At 47.2% G+C, this 17,619-nt stretch carries 33 protein-coding genes (1 of these 33 running past the window's edge); all 33 read left to right on the plus strand.

All coding sequences use genetic code 11. The annotated features are described in order from the left end of the window. The first annotated feature begins 16 nt into the window (after positions 1 to 16). Positions 17 to 292, plus strand: a complete 276-nt coding sequence (gene rpsS / locus AC5LIL_RS00655; RefSeq protein ID WP_012727673.1) for a 30S ribosomal protein S19 — start codon at positions 17 to 19, stop codon at positions 290 to 292. 20 nt (positions 293 to 312) lie between these two features. Next, on the plus strand, positions 313 to 645 hold the full coding sequence (gene rplV / locus AC5LIL_RS00660; protein ID WP_012727672.1) for a 50S ribosomal protein L22: 333 nt from the start codon (positions 313 to 315) through the stop codon (positions 643 to 645). 13 nt (positions 646 to 658) lie between these two features. Next, entirely contained in the window at positions 659 to 1,318 is a 660-nt protein-coding gene (rpsC, locus tag AC5LIL_RS00665; RefSeq protein ID WP_012727671.1) for a 30S ribosomal protein S3, read from the plus strand. 32 nt (positions 1,319 to 1,350) lie between these two features. Beyond that, a complete protein-coding gene (rplP, locus tag AC5LIL_RS00670; RefSeq protein ID WP_012727670.1) occupies positions 1,351 to 1,788 on the plus strand; it encodes a 50S ribosomal protein L16 in 438 nt (145 codons plus the stop codon). Further along, a complete protein-coding gene (gene rpmC, locus AC5LIL_RS00675; protein WP_012727669.1) occupies positions 1,775 to 1,978 on the plus strand; it encodes a 50S ribosomal protein L29 in 204 nt (67 codons plus the stop codon). The genes rplP and rpmC overlap by 14 nt, the downstream gene beginning before the upstream one ends. Before the next feature lie 32 nt (positions 1,979 to 2,010). Continuing rightward, positions 2,011 to 2,271: a 30S ribosomal protein S17 gene (gene rpsQ / locus AC5LIL_RS00680; protein WP_012727668.1), complete on the plus strand. Its 261-nt coding sequence runs from the start codon at positions 2,011 to 2,013 to the stop codon at positions 2,269 to 2,271. A gap of 44 nt (positions 2,272 to 2,315) precedes the next feature. Further along, positions 2,316 to 2,684: a 50S ribosomal protein L14 gene (rplN, locus tag AC5LIL_RS00685; RefSeq protein WP_026824839.1), complete on the plus strand. Its 369-nt coding sequence runs from the start codon at positions 2,316 to 2,318 to the stop codon at positions 2,682 to 2,684. A 36-nt stretch (positions 2,685 to 2,720) separates the two neighbouring features. Continuing rightward, positions 2,721 to 3,029 (plus strand): 50S ribosomal protein L24, encoded by a 309-nt coding sequence (gene rplX / locus AC5LIL_RS00690; protein ID WP_074032448.1) that lies wholly within the window; start codon positions 2,721 to 2,723, stop codon positions 3,027 to 3,029. 32 nt (positions 3,030 to 3,061) lie between these two features. Further along, positions 3,062 to 3,601, plus strand: a complete 540-nt coding sequence (gene rplE, locus AC5LIL_RS00695; protein WP_012727665.1) for a 50S ribosomal protein L5 — start codon at positions 3,062 to 3,064, stop codon at positions 3,599 to 3,601. 20 nt (positions 3,602 to 3,621) lie between these two features. Next, positions 3,622 to 3,891 carry a 30S ribosomal protein S14 gene (gene rpsN, locus AC5LIL_RS00700; RefSeq protein WP_012727664.1) on the plus strand — a complete coding sequence of 90 codons (270 nt, stop codon included), beginning with the start codon at positions 3,622 to 3,624 and terminating at the stop codon, positions 3,889 to 3,891. Positions 3,892 to 3,922: 31 nt separating this feature from the next. After that, the gene (gene rpsH, locus AC5LIL_RS00705; protein ID WP_012727663.1) at positions 3,923 to 4,321 is read left to right on the plus strand and encodes a 30S ribosomal protein S8; all 399 of its coding nucleotides are present in this window, start codon (positions 3,923 to 3,925) and stop codon (positions 4,319 to 4,321) included. A 33-nt stretch (positions 4,322 to 4,354) separates the two neighbouring features. After that, on the plus strand, positions 4,355 to 4,894 hold the full coding sequence (gene rplF / locus AC5LIL_RS00710) for a 50S ribosomal protein L6 (RefSeq protein WP_012727662.1): 540 nt from the start codon (positions 4,355 to 4,357) through the stop codon (positions 4,892 to 4,894). A gap of 34 nt (positions 4,895 to 4,928) precedes the next feature. Further along, complete coding sequence (rplR, locus tag AC5LIL_RS00715) at positions 4,929 to 5,291, plus strand: 50S ribosomal protein L18 (RefSeq protein ID WP_074032453.1); 363 nt, start codon at positions 4,929 to 4,931, stop codon at positions 5,289 to 5,291. Between the two features lie 20 nt (positions 5,292 to 5,311). Further along, positions 5,312 to 5,812, plus strand: a complete 501-nt coding sequence (rpsE, locus tag AC5LIL_RS00720; RefSeq protein WP_012727660.1) for a 30S ribosomal protein S5 — start codon at positions 5,312 to 5,314, stop codon at positions 5,810 to 5,812. 15 nt (positions 5,813 to 5,827) lie between these two features. Then, positions 5,828 to 6,013, plus strand: a complete 186-nt coding sequence (gene rpmD, locus AC5LIL_RS00725; RefSeq protein WP_012727659.1) for a 50S ribosomal protein L30 — start codon at positions 5,828 to 5,830, stop codon at positions 6,011 to 6,013. A 31-nt stretch (positions 6,014 to 6,044) separates the two neighbouring features. Continuing rightward, on the plus strand, positions 6,045 to 6,485 hold the full coding sequence (gene rplO, locus AC5LIL_RS00730) for a 50S ribosomal protein L15 (protein WP_012727658.1): 441 nt from the start codon (positions 6,045 to 6,047) through the stop codon (positions 6,483 to 6,485). After that, complete coding sequence (gene secY / locus AC5LIL_RS00735) at positions 6,485 to 7,774, plus strand: preprotein translocase subunit SecY (protein WP_214697130.1); 1,290 nt, start codon at positions 6,485 to 6,487, stop codon at positions 7,772 to 7,774. Before rplO ends, secY begins: the two co-directional genes overlap by 1 nt. A 79-nt stretch (positions 7,775 to 7,853) precedes the next feature. Then, positions 7,854 to 8,504: an adenylate kinase gene (locus AC5LIL_RS00740; protein ID WP_012727656.1), complete on the plus strand. Its 651-nt coding sequence runs from the start codon at positions 7,854 to 7,856 to the stop codon at positions 8,502 to 8,504. Beyond that, positions 8,501 to 9,259 carry a type I methionyl aminopeptidase gene (map, locus tag AC5LIL_RS00745; protein WP_214749789.1) on the plus strand — a complete coding sequence of 253 codons (759 nt, stop codon included), beginning with the start codon at positions 8,501 to 8,503 and terminating at the stop codon, positions 9,257 to 9,259. The genes AC5LIL_RS00740 and map overlap by 4 nt, the downstream gene beginning before the upstream one ends. 105 nt (positions 9,260 to 9,364) lie before the next feature. Further along, a complete protein-coding gene (gene infA, locus AC5LIL_RS00750; RefSeq protein WP_021066622.1) occupies positions 9,365 to 9,583 on the plus strand; it encodes a translation initiation factor IF-1 in 219 nt (72 codons plus the stop codon). A 30-nt stretch (positions 9,584 to 9,613) separates the two neighbouring features. Continuing rightward, positions 9,614 to 9,727 (plus strand): 50S ribosomal protein L36, encoded by a 114-nt coding sequence (rpmJ, locus tag AC5LIL_RS00755; RefSeq protein ID WP_003156543.1) that lies wholly within the window; start codon positions 9,614 to 9,616, stop codon positions 9,725 to 9,727. 19 nt (positions 9,728 to 9,746) lie between these two features. Further along, complete coding sequence (rpsM, locus tag AC5LIL_RS00760) at positions 9,747 to 10,112, plus strand: 30S ribosomal protein S13 (RefSeq protein ID WP_012727653.1); 366 nt, start codon at positions 9,747 to 9,749, stop codon at positions 10,110 to 10,112. Positions 10,113 to 10,128: 16 nt separating this feature from the next. Beyond that, positions 10,129 to 10,524, plus strand: a complete 396-nt coding sequence (rpsK, locus tag AC5LIL_RS00765) for a 30S ribosomal protein S11 (RefSeq protein ID WP_012727652.1) — start codon at positions 10,129 to 10,131, stop codon at positions 10,522 to 10,524. Between the two features lie 92 nt (positions 10,525 to 10,616). Next, a complete protein-coding gene (locus AC5LIL_RS00770) occupies positions 10,617 to 11,561 on the plus strand; it encodes a DNA-directed RNA polymerase subunit alpha (protein WP_012727651.1) in 945 nt (314 codons plus the stop codon). Positions 11,562 to 11,585: 24 nt separating this feature from the next. Beyond that, a complete protein-coding gene (rplQ, locus tag AC5LIL_RS00775; RefSeq protein ID WP_012727650.1) occupies positions 11,586 to 11,939 on the plus strand; it encodes a 50S ribosomal protein L17 in 354 nt (117 codons plus the stop codon). A gap of 69 nt (positions 11,940 to 12,008) precedes the next feature. Beyond that, positions 12,009 to 12,845 carry an energy-coupling factor transporter ATPase gene (locus tag AC5LIL_RS00780; RefSeq protein WP_074032463.1) on the plus strand — a complete coding sequence of 279 codons (837 nt, stop codon included), beginning with the start codon at positions 12,009 to 12,011 and terminating at the stop codon, positions 12,843 to 12,845. After that, entirely contained in the window at positions 12,821 to 13,699 is an 879-nt protein-coding gene (locus tag AC5LIL_RS00785; protein WP_224863684.1) for an energy-coupling factor transporter ATPase, read from the plus strand. Before AC5LIL_RS00780 ends, AC5LIL_RS00785 begins: the two co-directional genes overlap by 25 nt. Then, entirely contained in the window at positions 13,696 to 14,487 is a 792-nt protein-coding gene (locus AC5LIL_RS00790; RefSeq protein WP_214876983.1) for an energy-coupling factor transporter transmembrane component T family protein, read from the plus strand. Before AC5LIL_RS00785 ends, AC5LIL_RS00790 begins: the two co-directional genes overlap by 4 nt. After that, entirely contained in the window at positions 14,484 to 15,224 is a 741-nt protein-coding gene (gene truA / locus AC5LIL_RS00795) for a tRNA pseudouridine(38-40) synthase TruA (RefSeq protein WP_499824558.1), read from the plus strand. Before AC5LIL_RS00790 ends, truA begins: the two co-directional genes overlap by 4 nt. Before the next feature lie 143 nt (positions 15,225 to 15,367). Beyond that, positions 15,368 to 15,805, plus strand: coding sequence for a 50S ribosomal protein L13 (gene rplM, locus AC5LIL_RS00800; RefSeq protein WP_026824852.1), 438 nt, complete (start codon positions 15,368 to 15,370; stop codon positions 15,803 to 15,805). A 25-nt stretch (positions 15,806 to 15,830) separates the two neighbouring features. Continuing rightward, complete coding sequence (gene rpsI, locus AC5LIL_RS00805) at positions 15,831 to 16,223, plus strand: 30S ribosomal protein S9 (protein WP_012727644.1); 393 nt, start codon at positions 15,831 to 15,833, stop codon at positions 16,221 to 16,223. Positions 16,224 to 16,357: 134 nt separating this feature from the next. Then, entirely contained in the window at positions 16,358 to 17,389 is a 1,032-nt protein-coding gene (gene salA / locus AC5LIL_RS00810) for an iron-sulfur carrier protein/transcriptional regulator SalA (protein WP_074032486.1), read from the plus strand. Positions 17,390 to 17,400: 11 nt separating this feature from the next. Next, positions 17,401 to 17,619: the 5' portion of a KinB-signaling pathway activation protein gene (locus tag AC5LIL_RS00815; RefSeq protein ID WP_337874862.1), read on the plus strand. 426 nt of this gene lie beyond the right edge of the window; the window shows 219 of its 645 coding nt (coding positions 1–219); its start codon is at positions 17,401 to 17,403; its stop codon lies beyond the right edge, outside the window.

Below are 17,619 nucleotides of genomic sequence, written 5' to 3' on the forward strand. Positions count from 1 at the left end.
AAAGGGAGGTTCTAACATGGGTCGCAGCTTAAAAAAAGGTCCATTCGCAGATCACCACTTGCTCGCTAAAGTTGACAAACTCAACGAATCTGGTGAGAAGCAAGTCATCAAAACTTGGTCACGTCGCTCGACGATCTTCCCAGAATTCATGGGTCACACGTTCGGTGTGCACGATGGTCGTAAACACGTACCAGTATTCGTGACAGAAGACATGGTTGGTCACAAACTTGGTGAATTCGCTCCAACACGCACGTACAAAGGTCACGGATCAGACAAGAAAACGAAACGGTAATTTGAGGGGAGGTCAAATCCATGCAAGCTAAAGCATCAGCTAATATGGTCCGTCTTGCTCCTCGCAAAGCACGTCTCGTTGTAGACTTAATTCGCGGGAAACAAGTCGGCGAAGCGCTCTCTGTCCTTGCTCACACGAACAAGGCAGCATCGCCAGTCGTTGAAAAAGTATTAAAATCAGCGATTGCTAACGCAGAGCACAACTACGATATGAACATTGAGAACCTCGTTGTAACAGAAGCTTACGTAAACGAAGGTCCAACACTCAAACGCTTCCGCCCACGTGCGATGGGTCGCGCAAGCCGTATTAACAAACGCACAAGCCACATCCACATCGTGGTAACTGAGAAATAAGGAGGGATATGTAGTGGGTCAAAAGGTAAATCCGCACGGTCTTCGCGTTGGTGTTATCAAAGACTGGGATTCGCGTTGGTACGCTGAGAAAGACTACGCTGATCTCCTTCATGAAGACTTCGTTATTCGTGAATACATCGAAAACAAAATGAAGGATGCTAGTGTTTCTAAAGTTGAAATCGAACGCGCTGCAAACCGCGTGAACATTTCGCTTCACACTGCGAAGCCAGGTATGGTAATCGGTAAAGGTGGTTCTGAAATCGAATCACTCCGTAAACACATTACAAAAATCGCTGACGGAAAACGCGTTCACATCAACGTTGTTGAAGTGAAAAACGCTGACGCTGTTGCGAAGCTTGTAGCAGAAAACATTGCTCGTCAATTGGAAGGTCGTGTATCATTCCGTCGTGCAATGAAACAATCAATTCAACGTTCGATGCGTACTGGCATCAAAGGGATCAAAACAGAAGTTTCTGGTCGTCTTGGTGGCGCTGATATCGCTCGTTCAGAGAAATACTCGGAAGGAACAGTTCCACTTCACACACTCCGTGCCGACATCGACTACGGAACAGCTGAAGCTGACACAACTTACGGTAAAATCGGCGTAAAAGTTTGGTTATACCACGGTGAAGTTCTTCCAACAAAAAACAACACAGCGAAAAACGCTGAATAATAAACACTCTTTCAGGAAGGAGGCAACACACTATGTTGTTACCTAAACGCGTGAAATATCGTCGTGTACACCGTGGTAAAATGCGCGGGAATGCTAAACGCGGCACAACTGTACACTTCGGTGAGTTCGGTCTCCAAGCTCTCGAAGCGAGCTGGATTACAAACCGTCAAATCGAATCAGCACGTATTGCAATGACACGTTATATGAAACGTGGTGGTAAAGTGTGGATCAAGATCTTCCCACACAAGCCGTACACTAAAAAGCCTCTCGAAGTCCGAATGGGTTCGGGTAAAGGTGCTCCAGAAGGCTGGGTAGCTGTAGTTAAGCCTGGCAAAGTAATGTTCGAAATCGCAGGTGTATCTGAGGAAGTGGCACGTGAGGCACTTCGTCTCGCATCGCACAAACTTCCAGTAAAATGTAAGTTCGTGAAACGTGAAGAAAATGGTGGTGATACGAATGAAAGCAACTGATCTCCGTCAATCAACAACTGAAGAGCTCAACGGTAAAGTGGGCGAGTGGAAAGAAGAACTCTTTAACCTTCGCTTCCAACTTGCTACAGGTCAGCTTGAGAATCCTGCTCGTATCCGTGAAGTACGCAAGTCGATTGCGCGTGCTAAAACGATTCTTCGTGAACGCGAACTCGGCATCAACAACGGCTAATTACATCGGATTCTTGAGAGGAGGTAACACTCATGGAACGCAACAACCGTAAAGTGTTCACTGGTCGCGTCGTGTCTGACAAAATGGACAAAACGATCGTCGTCGCAGTAGAAACAAAGGTTCGTCATAAACTTTATGGCAAACGTGTAAACTACACGAAGAAATATAAAGCACACGATGAGAACAACGTCGCTAAAGTGGGCGATATCGTTCGCATCGCGGAAACACGTCCTCTTTCTAAAGACAAACGTTTCCGTCTTGTAACAGTAGTAGAAGAATCAGTAATCATCTAATAACAGTTCGGATTTATTAAACATCCGGAGGGAGGTACACTCGCATGATTCAACAAGAATCTCGCTTGAAAGTAGCAGACAACTCTGGCGCGCGTGAACTGTTGACAATTAAGGTTCTCGGTGGTTCTGGTCGTAAGACTGCAAACATCGGTGACGTTATCGTCGCTACGGTAAAACAAGCAACACCAGGTGGCGTTGTTAAAAAAGGTGACGTTGTCAGAGCAGTTGTCGTTCGTACAAAACGCGGCGCTCGTCGTAAAGATGGTTCGTACATCCGTTTCGATGAGAACGCAGCAGTCATTATCAAAGATGACAAGAGCCCACGCGGCACACGGATCTTCGGGCCAGTTGCACGTGAACTTCGTGAAAAAGAATTCATGAAGATCGTTTCGTTGGCACCGGAAGTACTTTAATTTCCAATTTCAATCCTATAAGGAGGTGCGCAAACGATGCATGTTAAAAAAGGCGATACAGTCCAGGTAATGTCTGGTAAAGATAAAGGCAAGCAAGGGGTTATCCTCAAAGCTATGCCAAGCAAAAACCGCGTAGTGGTTGAAGGCGTAAACGTGATGAAAAAACACTCAAAACCTTCACAAGCGAATCCACAAGGCGGGATCCTTGAGATCGAAGCACCAATTCACGTCTCGAACGTAATGCCACTCGACCCTAAAACTGGCAAACCAACTCGTGTTGGTTTCAAAGTAGTCGATGGTAAAAAAGTTCGTGTCGCGAAATCGGGCGAATCACTCGATAAATAAGAAGAACGTGACGAAAGGAGGTCCATTCGACTATGAACCGTTTGCAAGAGAAGTATAAAAGCGACATCGTGAAAGCGATGATGGATAAATTCAACTATGACTCGGTCATGCAAGTACCGAAAATCGAAAAGATCGTCATCAACATGGGTGTAGGTGATGCTGTTTCGAACTCGAAAGCACTTGACATGGCAGTTGAAGAATTAACAATTCTTTCAGGTCAAAAACCACTCGTAACGAAAGCGAAGAAATCAATCGCTGGTTTCAAGCTTCGTGAAGGTATGCCAATCGGTGCGAAGGTTACACTTCGTGGCGAGCGTATGTACGATTTCCTCGACAAATTGGTAACTGTTTCACTTCCACGTGTACGTGACTTCCGCGGTGTATCGAAGAAAGCATTCGACGGACGCGGTAACTACACGCTTGGCGTGAAAGAGCAACTTATTTTCCCTGAGATCGATTACGATAAAGTATCTAAAGTACGCGGTATGGACATCGTTGTTGTTACAACAGCAAACACAGACGAAGAAGCACGTGAATTGCTCACACTTCTCGGTATGCCATTCCAAAAATAATCTAGAGGGAGGTCGACAACATGGCTAAAAAGTCAATGGTGAATCGCGAACTTAAACGCGAGAAACTCGTTGCCCAGTACGCTGAAAAGCGTGCGAAGTTGAAAGCTGAAGGCGATTATATCGGACTCAGCAAATTGCCACGTAACTCGTCACCTGTACGCTTGCACAACCGTTGCAGCATCACAGGTCGTCCGCATGGTTACATGGGTAAATTCGGGATCAGCCGTATCAAGTTCCGTGATCTTGCATACAAAGGTCAAATCCCTGGTGTTAAAAAAGCAAGCTGGTAATCCACTAACAGTGTGAAAGGAGGTACATCGCATGGTAATGACAGACCCTATTGCAGATATGCTTACACGTATCCGTAACGCTAACATGGTTCGCCATGAAAAAATGGAGCTTCCAGCTTCGAACATTAAACGTGAGATCGCTGAAATCCTTAAGCGTGAAGGTTTCATTCGCGATGTTGAATATATCGAGGACGCTAAACAAGGTACACTTCGTCTTTTCCTTAAATATGGAGCAAGCAACGAACGTGTAATCACTGGTCTCAAACGTATTTCGAAACCAGGTCTTCGCGTATACGCAAAAGCTGATGAAGTGCCTAAAGTACTCGGAGGACTCGGAATCGCAGTTCTTTCGACATCTAAAGGTCTTATGACTGATAAAGAAGCTCGCCAACAACAAGTCGGCGGCGAAGTGATCGCCTACATCTGGTAAGTCACTTTTCTAACAAGAACGGAGGTGTAATCAATGTCACGTATTGGTAAAAAACCAGTTACGATTCCTGCTGGCGTTACTGTAACAGTTGCTAATGACAACACGGTCACAGTAAAAGGTGCTAAAGGTGAACTTTCGCTTTCAGCTAACCCGGCATTGGAAATCAAAGTTGAAGAGAACGAATTGACGGTTGTTCGTCCAGACGAATCGAAAGAAAGCCGCACAATTCACGGTACGACACGTGCCCTTATTGCCAACATGGTACAAGGTGTGTCGAACGGATTCCAAAAAACACTTGAGATCTCGGGGGTTGGTTACCGTGCTACGAAGCAAGGTAACAAACTCGTCCTCAACCTCGGCTACTCGCACCCAATCGAGTACGTTGCTGAGGAAGGTATCGAAATCGAAGTTCCTTCAAACACGCAAATCATCGTAAAAGGGATTAACAAAGAGCGCGTCGGTCACGTTGCTGCTCAAATCCGCTCGTACCGTGCTCCAGAACCTTACAAAGGTAAAGGTGTTCGTTACTCTGATGAACGTATTCGCCGTAAAGAAGGTAAGACTGGTAAGTAATTCGTCACGAAATGAACGGAAAGGAGTGGCATAAATGATCACAAAGGCAGATAAAAATGCAGTTCGTAAAAAACGTCATGCTCGCGTACGTCGTACGATCTCGGGGACAGCAGCTCGTCCACGTTTGAACGTATTCCGTTCGAGCAAGCACATTTACGTTCAACTTATCGATGACGCAGCACAAACAACGCTTGTGTCTGCATCTTCGAAAGATAAAGCTCTCGATCTTACAAATGGCGGTAACGTTGAAGCAGCGAAAGCTGTTGGTAAACTTGCTGCAGAACGTGCACTCGAGAAAGGTATCGACACAGTTGTGTTCGACCGTGGTGGATACCTCTATCATGGCCGCGTCAAAGCTGTTGCAGAAGCAGCTCGTGAAGCAGGTCTTAAATTCTAATAAAAAGGAGGGGACACTCGATGCGCCAGTTAGACGTTAACATGGAACAACTTGAAGAACGCGTTGTTACCGTAAACCGCGTCGCGAAAGTCGTAAAAGGTGGCCGCCGCTTCCGTTTTGCTGCTCTCGTAGTCGTAGGTGACAAAAATGGTCACGTCGGTTTCGGTACAGGTAAGGCACAAGAGGTGCCAGAAGCGATTCGCAAGGCTATTGAAGCCGCTAAGAAAAACATGGTACAAGTACCTATGGTTGGTACAACAATTCCACACGAAATCACAGGAGTATTCGGAGCAGGTCGTGTATTCATGAAACCAGCTTCTGAAGGTACTGGGGTTATCGCTGGTGGTCCAGTTCGTGCGGTGCTCGAACTTGCAGGTGTAGGTGACATCCTTTCGAAATCGTTAGGTTCAAACACACCGATCAACATCGTCCGTGCGACGGTACAGGGCTTGACTGAGCTCAAAAAAGCAGAGGAAGTTGCTAAACTACGTGGTAAAAGCGTAGAAGAACTTCTTAACTAAGGGAGGGAACTAGACATGGCGAAACTCGCAATCACCCTCACACGCAGCACAATTGGTCGTCCGGAAGGTCAGCGTGTTACTGTACGTACACTCGGTCTTCGCAAAATGCATCAAACGGTCGTTGTCCCAGACAACGTCGCGATGCGCGGTATGATCAATAAAGTGTCGCACCTTGTGACTGTAAAAGAAATCAACGAATAATAAAGATTTTAATAAATAAGGAGGTGCCACTATGAAACTCCATGAATTGAAGCCAACTCCAGGTTCACGTCACGAACGTAACCGTGTCGGTCGCGGTATGGCGACTGGTAACGGTAAAACTTCTGGCCGTGGACACAAAGGTCAAAAAGCTCGTTCGGGCGGTGGCGTTCGTCCAGGATTCGAAGGTGGACAAAACCCACTTTACCGTCGTCTTCCAAAACGCGGTTTCAACAACCCAACTCGTAAAGAGTACGCGGTTGTTTCCCTAGACACGCTTAACCGTTTCGAAGCAGGTACTGAAGTTACTCCAGAACTCTTAATCGAGACTGGTGTAGTCAGCTCTGCTAAAGACGGAATCAAGGTCCTTGCTAACGGCAAGCTTGAAACTAAATTGACTGTAAAAGCCAACAAGTTCTCGGGTGCAGCGAAAGAAGCAATCGAAGCAGCTGGCGGTACAGTTGAGGTGATCTGATGTTTCAGACGATCTCCAATATGTGGCGCGTGAAAGATATTCGACAGCGTATTCTCTTCACACTCGCAATCATCATCATTTTCCGCATCGGGGCTCATATCCCGGTGCCGATGGTGAATACGGATGTGTTGCGTTTTGACTCAGGAGGTCTTCTTGACTTCTTGAACTTGTTTGGAGGAAATGCTTTACAGAACTTCTCCTTGTTCGCAATGGGGATCATGCCGTACATTACGGCATCGATCGTTGTGCAACTTTTACAAATGGACGTCGTTCCAAAGTTTGCCGAATGGGCAAAACAAGGAGAGGCGGGCCGTAAAAAGTTAGCGACGGTCACGCGCTATGGGACGATCATCTTAGGCTTTGTCCAAGCGACTTCGTTGTCGTTTGGATTTAACCGCCTCTACCCAGGTCTCGTCAATGAAACATGGGGAACGGCAACTTACTTTGTGATCGCGATTGTACTCACTGCGGGTACAGCGTTCTTGATGTTCCTTGGTGAGATGACAACGGAGAAAGGTGTTGGGAATGGTATTTCCATCATTATCTTCGCTGGTATCGTCGCTGGGTTCCCAAGAATCTTTACGCAGATTTATGAAACAAAACTCCAAAACGCTGGAGATGCATTGTTCATTAACATCGTTTACTTGGTTGTATTGGCCCTTGTCATTTTGGCTGTGACGGTTGGGATCATTTATGTTCAACAAGCGGCACGCAAAATTCCAATCCAATATGCAAAACGCACGGCAAACCGTACCCCAGTGGGCGGTCAGTCGACGCACTTGCCAATCAAACTAAACGCTGCAGGTGTTATCCCGGTTATCTTCGCGATTTCCTTCATGGTAACACCACCAACTGTTGCAAGCTTCATTGCTTCTCCAGAGACAACGCAAAAATTACAGACGTACTTTGACACGACGGCGCCAATCGGAATGTCGATTTACGTTGCGTTAATCATTGCGTTCTCTTACTTCTATACATTTGTTCAGGTCAACCCGGAGCAGATGGCAGAAAACCTGCAGAAGCAAGGTGGTTATATTCCTGGGATTCGTCCTGGGGCGCAAACAGAACAGTACATCACGAAGTTGCTGTATCGATTGACTTTCTTCGGAGCGATTTTCTTATCGCTCGTGGCGATCATGCCGACAATCTTCATTAAGCTTGCCGGTCTTCCAACTTCCGTTCAAATCGGAGGAACGAGCTTATTGATCGTCATCGGGGTAGCCCTCGAAACGATGAAACAAATCGAGAGTCAACTTGTAAAACGACACTACAAAGGCTTTATCCGTTAAAGCGGAAGGAAGGGTTGACCCTTCCTTCCTGTCGTGTTTACAAGCCCTTCGTGAAAATCAAAACTGGAGGCTAACCGAGATGAATCTAGTACTCATGGGCTTACCGGGTGCTGGGAAAGGGACTCAAGCTGCTAAAATCGTAGAAGAGTACCAAATCCCTCACATTTCGACAGGCGACATGTTTCGTGCGGCAATCAAAGGCGGAACGCCACTCGGTAAAGAAGCCAAGTCGTTCATGGATAAAGGCGAACTCGTACCGGATGAGGTAACAATCGGAATCGTACGCGAACGTCTTAGCCAAGATGACACTGAAAAAGGTTTCTTACTTGATGGATTCCCGCGTACTGTTGCTCAAGCAGAGGCACTCGAAAGTTTGCTTAAAGATTTGGGGAAACAGATTGACCACGTCGTCAACATCGATGTGGATGCGGAAATTCTCGTTCCACGTTTGACAGGTCGTTGGATCTGCCCAACATGTGGTGCGACATATCACGTGATCTTCAACCCACCAAAAGTGGAAGGCATCTGTGATGTGGATGGGTCGGCTCTCATGCAACGTGAAGACGATAAAGAGGAAACGGTTCGCCGTCGCCTTGACGTCAACATCGAGCAATCGAAACCACTCATTGACTTTTACGCTGAAAAAGGGTATCTTCGTACATTGGATGGAGATCGTCCAATCGATGTCGTATATGCCGATGTCAAAGCATTACTCGGTGATACTGAATGATCATCACGAAGACGCCTCGTGAAATTGCGATTATGCGTGAGGCTGGGCAAATTGTTGCTCGAACGCACCAGGTGCTCAAACAGCACATAAAACCAGGAATCACGACGCTTGAGCTCGACCAGATTGCGGAAGATTACATTCGCAGCCAAGGTGCGACGCCATCGTTTAAAGGCTATAACGGTTTTACCGGTAGTGTTTGCGCTTCGGTGAATGAAGAGCTTGTTCATGGCATTCCAGGAAAACGGGTATTGAACGATGGAGATATTATCTCAATCGACATCGGTGCCTACTATAATGGATACCATGGAGATTCCGCTTGGACTTATCCAGTGGGAACAATCTCAGAAGAGACACAGCGGCTACTTGACGTAACCGAAGAAAGTCTGTATAAAGGATTGGAGCACGCCAAGGCTGGAGGGCGATTGACAGATATTTCACATGCGATTCAAGCATATGTTGAATCACACGATTTTTCTGTCGTCCGCGAATACGTCGGTCATGGTGTTGGACAAAATTTGCATGAAGAACCGCAAATTCCACACTATGGTCCACCGGGGAAAGGGCCGCGCCTGAAGACTGGGATGACGTTAGCTATTGAACCAATGGTTAATGCTGGTCAACGCTATGTTCGAACACTGGCTGATAACTGGACAGTTGTCACAGTGGACGGTAGCATGTGCGCCCACTTTGAGCACACCATCGCCATCACAGACGATGGATACGAGATTTTAACGAAACTCGATTCCGGTGAATGAGGCTCTATTGTTTCATACTGATCCATTCTGGATCCTTCTCTCACAGTAGATGGCAATAGATCGTCTGTGCTCCTAAAGATCTTCATATAGAAAGGGGAATAAATGATGGCGAAACAAGATGTCATTGAAGTGGAAGGCACTGTTGTCGAACCACTTCCGAACGCAATGTTTAAAGTGGAGTTAGAAAACGGCCACACGGTGCTCGCGCACGTCTCAGGGAAAATTCGGATGCACTACATTCGGATCCTTCCAGGTGACCGCGTAACTGTTGAGTTGTCTCCATACGACTTGACTCGCGGGCGGATTACGTACCGTTATAAGTAACTCCGATTTTTCCAGGAGGAGGGTATACTCATGAAAGTAAGACCGTCGGTAAAACCGATTTGCGAAAAATGTAAAGTTATTCGCCGTAAGGGTAAAGTAATGGTAATTTGCGAAAACCCGAAACACAAACAAAAACAAGGTTAATTTCAGAGGAGGTGCACACATGGCACGTATTGCTGGTGTAGATATTCCACGCGAAAAACGTATCGTTATTTCGCTCACATACATCTATGGTATTGGTAAAACAAAAGCACAAGAAATTTTGAAGGCTGCTAACGTTTCTGAAGAGACACGCACACGCGACCTTACTGAAGATGAACTCAACCGTATCCGTGAAGCAATTGACGGAATCAAAGTTGAAGGTGACCTTCGTCGTGAAGTTTCACTTAACATCAAACGTTTGATCGAGATCGGCGCATACCGCGGTATCCGTCATCGCCGTAGTCTCCCTGTTCGCGGTCAAAACACGAAGAACAACTCGCGTACTCGTAAAGGCCCACGCCGTACAGTAGCGAACAAGAAGAAGTAAAGGAGGGAATTGAACAATGGCGAAACGTAAGCAAAACGTACGTTCTAAACGTAAAGTTAAAAAACATGTTGAAGTCGGTGTGGTACACATCCGTTCTACATTCAACAACACAATCATTACAATCACTGACACGCAAGGTAACGCGATCTCATGGGCTACTTCTGGTAACCTTGGATTTAAAGGATCACGTAAATCGACTCCGTTCGCAGCACAAATGGCTGCTGAAACTGCAGCGAAAGTTGCAATGGACAACGGTATGCGTACAGTAGAAGTTAACGTTAAAGGTCCTGGTGCTGGACGTGAAGCGGCTATCCGTGCGCTCCAAGCTACTGGTCTCGAAGTTACTGCAATCCGTGACGTAACTCCAGTTCCGCACAACGGTTGCCGCCCTCCGAAACGTCGCCGCGTATAATCGCTTGAACGTGTGAGGGGTTTACCTAGCACGACAGCTTATACTTTAGCAGTTCAAACTGCACGGCAGGATATACTCAAGGAGGGGTTCAGATGATCGAGATTGAAAAACCAAAGATCGAAACGGTCGAAATCAGCGAGGACGCTACGTTTGGTAAATTCGTAGTAGAACCGCTTGAACGTGGATATGGCACTACTCTCGGTAACTCACTACGTCGAATTCTATTGTCATCGCTCCCAGGTGCAGCGGTAACAGCGGTTCAAATCGATGGCGTGCTTCACGAGTTCTCTACGATTGACGGTGTCGTCGAAGACGTTACTCAAATCGTACTAAACCTCAAGAAGTTAGCACTCAAAGTGTACTCGGAAGAAGAGAAAACGCTTGAGATTAACGTTTCAAGTGCCGGTGCTGTCACTGCGGCAGACATTACCCATGATAGCGACGTTGAAATCTTGAATCCTGAGCTCCACATCGCGACTCTCGCTGACAATGCGACGCTTCGCATGCGTTTGACTGCTCGCCGTGGTCGTGGTTACGTCCAGGCAGAAGATAACAAACGTGATGATATGCCGATTGGGGTCATTCCAATCGATTCGATCTATACACCGATTCAACGCGTGAACTACGAAGTAGATAAAACACGTGTCGGTCAAGACGCTAGCTTTGATAAGCTTTTATTAGACGTGTGGACAGATGGTTCAATTCGTCCGGAAGAAGCTGTATCATTAGGAGCGAAAATTTTGACTGAACACTTGAACATCTTCGTTGGTTTGACAGATGAGGCTCTCAACGCAGAAATCATGGTCGAGAAAGAAGAAGACCAAAAAGAAAAAGTACTCGAAATGACGATTGAAGAACTCGATCTCTCAGTTCGTTCGTACAACTGCTTGAAGCGCGCTGGCATCAACACTGTTCAAGAACTCGCAAACAAATCAGAGGAAGAGATGATGAAAGTTCGTAACCTCGGACGTAAATCACTCGAAGAAGTTCAACACAAGTTGGACGAACTCGGTTTGGGCTTGCGTAAAGAAGACTAAGTTCAACCGAAGGAGGGAAATGTAATGGCTTATTCGAAACTTGGCCGTACAAGCTCGCAACGCAAGGCGCTTTTGCGTGATCTTGCAACTGACCTAATCATCAACGAGCGCATTCAAACAACTGAACAAAAAGCGAAAGAACTTCGCCCAGTCGTTGAAAAATTGATCACTCTTGGGAAACGTGGCGATCTTCATGCCCGTCGTCAAGTAGCTTCATTCGTTCGTAAGGAGAACGCTGGAGAAAAAGACGCAATCCAAAAATTGTTCGAAGACGTGGCTCCACGCTACGCTGAACGTCAAGGTGGATACACGCGCATCATGAAAGTCGGCCCACGCCGCGGTGATGGTGCAGAAGTTGTAATCATCGAACTCGTCTAATTCATTAGGCAGTCAACAGGGCATGCGGTGACGTATTGCCCTGTTTCCACATCAGAAAGGAGTCGACCTATGGAATCGCAAATTATGGTACGGGACGTCGTATTTCATTACCCTGGACAGTCTGAGCCGGCACTTAACGGCCTGTCGCTCGATGTATATAAAGGGGAATGGCTTGCGATTGTCGGCCATAATGGTTCTGGTAAGTCGACACTGACGAAGTTGTGGAACGGACTTCTTATTCCTGAACAGGGGGAAGTCCGCGTCGAGACACTCGATCCATCGAACGCCGCAGACGTGTGGGACGTTCGAACTCGGATCGGGGTCGTCTTTCAAAATCCCGACAATCAATTTGTCGGGGCGACCGTGCGCGATGATGTGGCATTTTCTCTCGAAAACATGGGACTTCCACGTCAAGAAATGGTTCGTCGAATTGATGACAGTCTAGCGCGCGTTGGATTATCGGAACTAGCGGACCGTGAACCGCATCAGTTATCCGGTGGACAAAAGCAGCGCGTTGCGATAGCTGCGGCTCTCGCAATGCGCCCGCGTGTCCTCGTGCTCGATGAAGCGACCTCGATGCTCGACCCAATTGGGCGACAAGAGGTATTACAAACGGTAAGACAACTCGTCTCAGAAGGGATGACCGTTGTCGCCATTACACACGAGCTCGACGAAGTGTTGTTTGCCGACCGTATCATTGCATTATCGAAAGGTAAGATTGCGATGACCGGTACACCTGAAGACGTGTTTCAACATCCCGATCAGCTTCGTGACATTCAATTGGATGTCCCGTTCATTGTCCGGATGCAACTCGAACTGAAGGCACGTGGCATTCCACTCGATCGTCTGATGCTACAACATTCGGAGTTGGTGAACCATCTATGCCGATACGCATTGAAGAAGTAACATATCAATATCAAATGAATACTCCGTTTGAACGAACCGCGCTGCGCGATGTGAATGTAACCATTCCGTCGGGAGCGCTTGTTGCGTTTCTTGGGCATACGGGCTCGGGAAAATCAACACTCGTTCAACATATGAACGGCTTATTACGACCGACTGATGGACGTGTCGTGGTCGATGATATCACGGTCACACCGATTCGAACGCGTCGTGATAAAAAACAAAATCTCTTGCCGCTTCGGCGTCGCGTTGGGCTCGTCTTTCAATATCCTGAGCACCAATTGTTTGAAGAGACGGTCGAACGCGACGTCATGTTCGGTCCGCGCAACTTTGGCGCGACAGATGCCGAAGCAAAAGAGCGTGCCCATGAGGCACTTCGTCTCGTCGGTTTGGATGAATCACTATGGGACCGTTCCCCATTCGACCTTTCTGGGGGGCAAATGCGTCGCGTCGCGATTGCGGGTGTCTTAGCAAGTCGTCCCGACGTCCTCATCGTCGACGAACCGACAGCGGGTCTCGATCCGATTGGCCGACGAGATATGCTGGCATTATTTAAACGATTACGAGAAGAGCTGAATCTAACGCTGATTCTCGTTTCTCACGATATGGATGACGTGCTCACTTACGCCGAACGCGTCGTCGTGATGGAGCGTGGACAGGTAGCGTTCGATGGCGATCCGTTTGAGTTGTTTCAGGATGAAGCTCTCGTACGTCGTCTCCAGCTTGATATCCCGCACGTTCTCCGATTCGCCCGTGATCTAGCACCGGTTTTTGGGGAAGCGGTCACTCCACTCGTACGAACGGAGGCCGAATTAGCGGATTGGATCGCAGAGCATTTGAGAGGGGGAGCCATATGATTATTGGTCAATATATACCGGGTCATTCCTGGCTCCATTCACTCGATGCCCGTGCGAAGACACTCTTTATTTTAGGATTTATCCCGGTCGTGTTTTTAGCGGATAACTTATGGACGAACTTATTTCTACTAGCGTTCACGTTATTTGCGGTGAAACTATCACAACTATCGTGGCGTTATTTATGGAATGGGTTACGGATGATTCTCTTCTTGATCGTCTTCACGTTGATCTTGCAGTTATTATTTAATCGTGACGGGACACTCCTTTTTGAATTTGGCCCGATTGCCATTTACTCAGAAGGGATTCGGATGGGACTGATTGTCTCGCTCCGGTTCTTCTATCTCGTCATGTTAACGACACTCGTCACATTGACGACGACACCGATGGAATTGACCGATTCGATTGAAGCAGGTCTCCGACCGTTTGAGCGGATTCGTGTACCGGCACATGAGATTGCCTTGATGTTATCGATCTCGCTTCGCTTCTTACCAACTCTTGCAGACGAAACAGACCGAATCATGAAAGCCCAGCAAGCACGAGGGGTTGATTTGATGAGTGGTCCATGGAAGTCTCGTTTAAAAGGAGTCATCCCTTTATTGATTCCATTGTTCATCTCGGCGTTTAAGCGCGCTGAGGATCTCGCTACGGCGATGGAGGCACGTGGGTATCGTGGGGGTGAAGGACGGACAAGGTTGCGTGAGATGGAGTGGCAGACGCGTGATACAGCAGTATTGCTGATCTTTGTCGCGTTAACACTCATATTGTTTGGATTGAGAGGGATTGGATGAGACGGATTAAACTGACAGTTGCCTATGACGGGACACACTACGCGGGATATCAAGTACAGCCAAATGGGAATACGATTCAAGCGGAGATTGAGGCAGTTCTCACACGAATGCATCGTCACCCCGTCAAAATTGTCGCCTCAGGTCGTACAGACGCTCGTGTCCATGCCTTAGGACAAGTGATTCATTTTGACACTTCATTACAGATGCCGGCGGAGCGGTTTGTTAAAGCGTTGAATGCGATGTTGCCGGACGACATCCTCGTCAAACAAGCAGAAGAAGCGGACACTGGGTTCCACGCTCGATATGGGGCGAAGCGAAAAGAGTATCGCTATCATATCCGTAAGACCGAGGATCCATTCAGAAGGCACTATGCTGCCACGGTGACGTATGACCTTAGCCTTGATCGAATGCGTGAGGCGATGGAGCGGCTAGTCGGCACCCACGACTTTACATCGTTCTCTGTGACAAAGGCGGAAGTCGAGGACCGCGTCCGTACCATCTTTGAAGCAGAAGTGCTCGAAATAGGGGATGAGATCGTATTCCGTTTCGTCGGTTCTGGTTTCTTATATAATCAAGTACGTATCATGGTAGGGACGGTCATTGAGGTAGGGAGAGGCAAGTATGAGCCGGCTGACATCACCGAAATGCTGGAAGCGAAAGACCGCCGTATGGCGGGGATTACCGCGCCCCCACACGGTTTATATTTATGGAATGTGAATTATGAAAAAGTAGATTGACATTCCCTCTATAAAATCGTATTATATTCATTGGCATTTCATTTTCACATTTAGAGATGAACCACAATCTTAGCCCCGTAAACTAGGATTATGATAAAGCATCAAAAAAATTAAGTGAACAGACATTTTAGGAGGTATTCCACATGCGCACAACATTCATGGCTAAAGCATCTGAAGTAGAACGCAAATGGCTCCTTATCGACGCAGAAGGCAAAACACTCGGTCGTTTGACTAGTGAAGTAGCATCACTTCTTCGCGGTAAGCACAAGCCGACTTTCACACCACACGTTGATTGCGGAGACCACGTCATCATCATCAACGCTGAGAAAATCAAATTGACTGGTAACAAATTGAATGACAAGATCTACTACCGTCATTCAGGTCATCCAGGCGGTTTGAAATCACAAACTGCAAAAGAGCTTCTCGCAAAACGTCCAGAGCGTATGCTTGAACTCGCGATCAAAGGGATGCTTCCAAAAGGATCACTCGGTCGTCAACAATTCAACAAACTCCACGTTTACGCTGGAACTGAACACAAGCATGAAGCACAAAAACCAGAAGTTTACGAACTTCGCGGTTAATCGAGACACAGGGAGGAACTAAACGATGGCAGATGTACGTTACTACGGAACAGGCCGCCGCAAACACTCGGTGGCTCGCGTTCACCTCGTTGCAGGTGACGGTAAAGTTGTTGTAAATGGCCGCGATATCTCAGAATACTTCGGTCATGAGACTTTAATCATGATGGCTAAATCACCACTCGTATTGACTGAAACAGAAGGTAAATACGATGTAATCGTTAACGTTAACGGTGGTGGATACACTGGACAAGCTGGAGCGATTCGCCACGGCGTATCACGTGCGCTTCTTCAAGCGGACCCAGAATTCCGTCCAAGCCTCAAAGAAAAAGGCTTCTTAACTCGTGACGCTCGTATGAAAGAACGTAAAAAATACGGTCTTAAAGCAGCACGTCGCGCACCACAATTCTCGAAGCGTTAATCTTCGCGAAGTGGTTCGAACTCTCCATCCTTTCGGGTGGAGAGTTTTTTGTTTGAATTAGTCGATTCCAAAGCCGTCAAGAAAACGCTTTTTTTGATATACTGATATCGAAACAGTTATAAGGGGGAAGCGATATGCTTACAGTAGAGCAAGTACGCGAGGAATTGGCGGGGCTCGTTGATCCAACGATCAACCGAACGCTTGGAGATACAGCGGGAGTCAAAGACATCCGCATTAAAGAAGATTACGTCAGTGTGAAAGTGGCACTCGGACAAACAGGGAGCGGGGAACAGCTTCAGTTACAACAAGAGATCGTCACATTGCTCAAGGGGAAAGGCTTTAAGACGGTCGGGCTTCGCTTTGAAGCATTGAACGATGAAAGTTTGAAGGAGGCAACAAAGCCAGCAATCCTTCGCGAGAATTCAGGAACGACATTTATCGCTATCGCTTCAGGTAAAGGTGGCGTAGGGAAGTCGACAGTATCCGTCAACTTAGCGGTTGCGCTTGCACGTGCTGGGAAGAAAGTTGGATTGATTGACGCGGACATTTACGGTTTCAGCGTTCCAGATATGCTCGGAATCGAAGAACGTCCAGTCGTTCGTGGAGAAAAAATCATTCCAGTTGAGCGATTTGGTGTAAAAGTCATCTCGATGGGCTTCTTCGTTGAAGATAATGCACCTGTTATCTGGCGCGGACCGATGCTTGGGAAGATGCTCAACAACTTCTTTAATGACGTGGAGTGGGGAGACCTTGACTATCTATTGCTCGACTTACCACCAGGAACAGGAGATGTCGCGCTCGATATCCACTCTATGCTCCCATCATGTCAAGAGTTGATTGTGACGACACCTCATGCTACAGCTGCCTTCGTTGCTGCCCGTGCAGGAGCAATGGCGATTAAAACGAACCATAAAGTGTTAGGCATCATTGAGAACATGGCTTACTTCGAAAGTAAGGTCACAGGCGAGAAAGAATATGTATTTGGGTATGGTGGTGGAGAAAAACTCTCAGAAGCACTGAAGAGTAAACTCCTCGCTCAAATTCCACTCGGTCAACCGTATGACAACGAAGAAGACTTTGCACCATCTGTGTATCGTGATGGGCATCCGTTTGAGCATACGTATGATGAGTTGGCGCAAGCAGTCATTCAACAAATAGAAGGGTGAATCGGTGAGAGATGAAAGTACAAGGTTTTTTACGTTTGTTTTGGACAACGCTCGTGTTTGGGACGTTGTTTGGGTTCCTGATGAATTTATTGGCGAACCCGGGTTATTTGGTCAGTCAGTCCTGGGAGGCAATTGTCACGGCACTCAGTTACTCGAGTACATGGACCGGGATCAGCATGATGGGCTTCTTCGCCTACCTAATCATCCACCGAGTCGGTCTCGACTTGTTT

It is taken from the genome of Exiguobacterium sp. RM11 (assembly GCF_059821525.1).

Bases quoted from the DNA above. Each gene is read 5' to 3' on its own strand.
- rpmC (WP_012727669.1), top strand. From the start codon at position 1,775: ATGAAAGCAACTGATCTCCGTCAATCAACAACTGAAGAGCTCAACGGT.
- rplX (WP_074032448.1), top strand. From the start codon at position 2,721: ATGCATGTTAAAAAAGGCGATACAGTCCAGGTAATGTCTGGTAAAGAT.
- AC5LIL_RS00740 (WP_012727656.1), top strand. From the start codon at position 7,854: ATGAATCTAGTACTCATGGGCTTACCGGGTGCTGGGAAAGGGACTCAA.
- infA (WP_021066622.1), top strand. From the start codon at position 9,365: ATGGCGAAACAAGATGTCATTGAAGTGGAAGGCACTGTTGTCGAACCA.
- rplQ (WP_012727650.1), top strand. From the start codon at position 11,586: ATGGCTTATTCGAAACTTGGCCGTACAAGCTCGCAACGCAAGGCGCTT.
- truA (WP_499824558.1), top strand. From the start codon at position 14,484: ATGAGACGGATTAAACTGACAGTTGCCTATGACGGGACACACTACGCG.
- rpsN (WP_012727664.1), top strand. From the start codon at position 3,622: ATGGCTAAAAAGTCAATGGTGAATCGCGAACTTAAACGCGAGAAACTC.
- rpsH (WP_012727663.1), top strand. From the start codon at position 3,923: ATGGTAATGACAGACCCTATTGCAGATATGCTTACACGTATCCGTAAC.
- rpmD (WP_012727659.1), top strand. From the start codon at position 5,828: ATGGCGAAACTCGCAATCACCCTCACACGCAGCACAATTGGTCGTCCG.
- rplF (WP_012727662.1), top strand. From the start codon at position 4,355: ATGTCACGTATTGGTAAAAAACCAGTTACGATTCCTGCTGGCGTTACT.
- map (WP_214749789.1), top strand. From the start codon at position 8,501: ATGATCATCACGAAGACGCCTCGTGAAATTGCGATTATGCGTGAGGCT.
- rplP (WP_012727670.1), top strand. From the start codon at position 1,351: ATGTTGTTACCTAAACGCGTGAAATATCGTCGTGTACACCGTGGTAAA.
- secY (WP_214697130.1), top strand. From the start codon at position 6,485: ATGTTTCAGACGATCTCCAATATGTGGCGCGTGAAAGATATTCGACAG.
- rplM (WP_026824852.1), top strand. From the start codon at position 15,368: ATGCGCACAACATTCATGGCTAAAGCATCTGAAGTAGAACGCAAATGG.
- rplR (WP_074032453.1), top strand. From the start codon at position 4,929: ATGATCACAAAGGCAGATAAAAATGCAGTTCGTAAAAAACGTCATGCT.
- rpsI (WP_012727644.1), top strand. From the start codon at position 15,831: ATGGCAGATGTACGTTACTACGGAACAGGCCGCCGCAAACACTCGGTG.
- rpmJ (WP_003156543.1), top strand. From the start codon at position 9,614: ATGAAAGTAAGACCGTCGGTAAAACCGATTTGCGAAAAATGTAAAGTT.
- salA (WP_074032486.1), top strand. From the start codon at position 16,358: ATGCTTACAGTAGAGCAAGTACGCGAGGAATTGGCGGGGCTCGTTGAT.
- rpsE (WP_012727660.1), top strand. From the start codon at position 5,312: ATGCGCCAGTTAGACGTTAACATGGAACAACTTGAAGAACGCGTTGTT.
- rplE (WP_012727665.1), top strand. From the start codon at position 3,062: ATGAACCGTTTGCAAGAGAAGTATAAAAGCGACATCGTGAAAGCGATG.
- AC5LIL_RS00780 (WP_074032463.1), top strand. From the start codon at position 12,009: ATGGAATCGCAAATTATGGTACGGGACGTCGTATTTCATTACCCTGGA.
- rplO (WP_012727658.1), top strand. From the start codon at position 6,045: ATGAAACTCCATGAATTGAAGCCAACTCCAGGTTCACGTCACGAACGT.
- rpsM (WP_012727653.1), top strand. From the start codon at position 9,747: ATGGCACGTATTGCTGGTGTAGATATTCCACGCGAAAAACGTATCGTT.
- rpsQ (WP_012727668.1), top strand. From the start codon at position 2,011: ATGGAACGCAACAACCGTAAAGTGTTCACTGGTCGCGTCGTGTCTGAC.
- AC5LIL_RS00790 (WP_214876983.1), top strand. From the start codon at position 13,696: ATGATTATTGGTCAATATATACCGGGTCATTCCTGGCTCCATTCACTC.
- rplN (WP_026824839.1), top strand. From the start codon at position 2,316: ATGATTCAACAAGAATCTCGCTTGAAAGTAGCAGACAACTCTGGCGCG.
- rpsK (WP_012727652.1), top strand. From the start codon at position 10,129: ATGGCGAAACGTAAGCAAAACGTACGTTCTAAACGTAAAGTTAAAAAA.
- rpsS (WP_012727673.1), top strand. From the start codon at position 17: ATGGGTCGCAGCTTAAAAAAAGGTCCATTCGCAGATCACCACTTGCTC.
- AC5LIL_RS00770 (WP_012727651.1), top strand. From the start codon at position 10,617: ATGATCGAGATTGAAAAACCAAAGATCGAAACGGTCGAAATCAGCGAG.
- rplV (WP_012727672.1), top strand. From the start codon at position 313: ATGCAAGCTAAAGCATCAGCTAATATGGTCCGTCTTGCTCCTCGCAAA.
- AC5LIL_RS00785 (WP_224863684.1), top strand. From the start codon at position 12,821: ATGCCGATACGCATTGAAGAAGTAACATATCAATATCAAATGAATACT.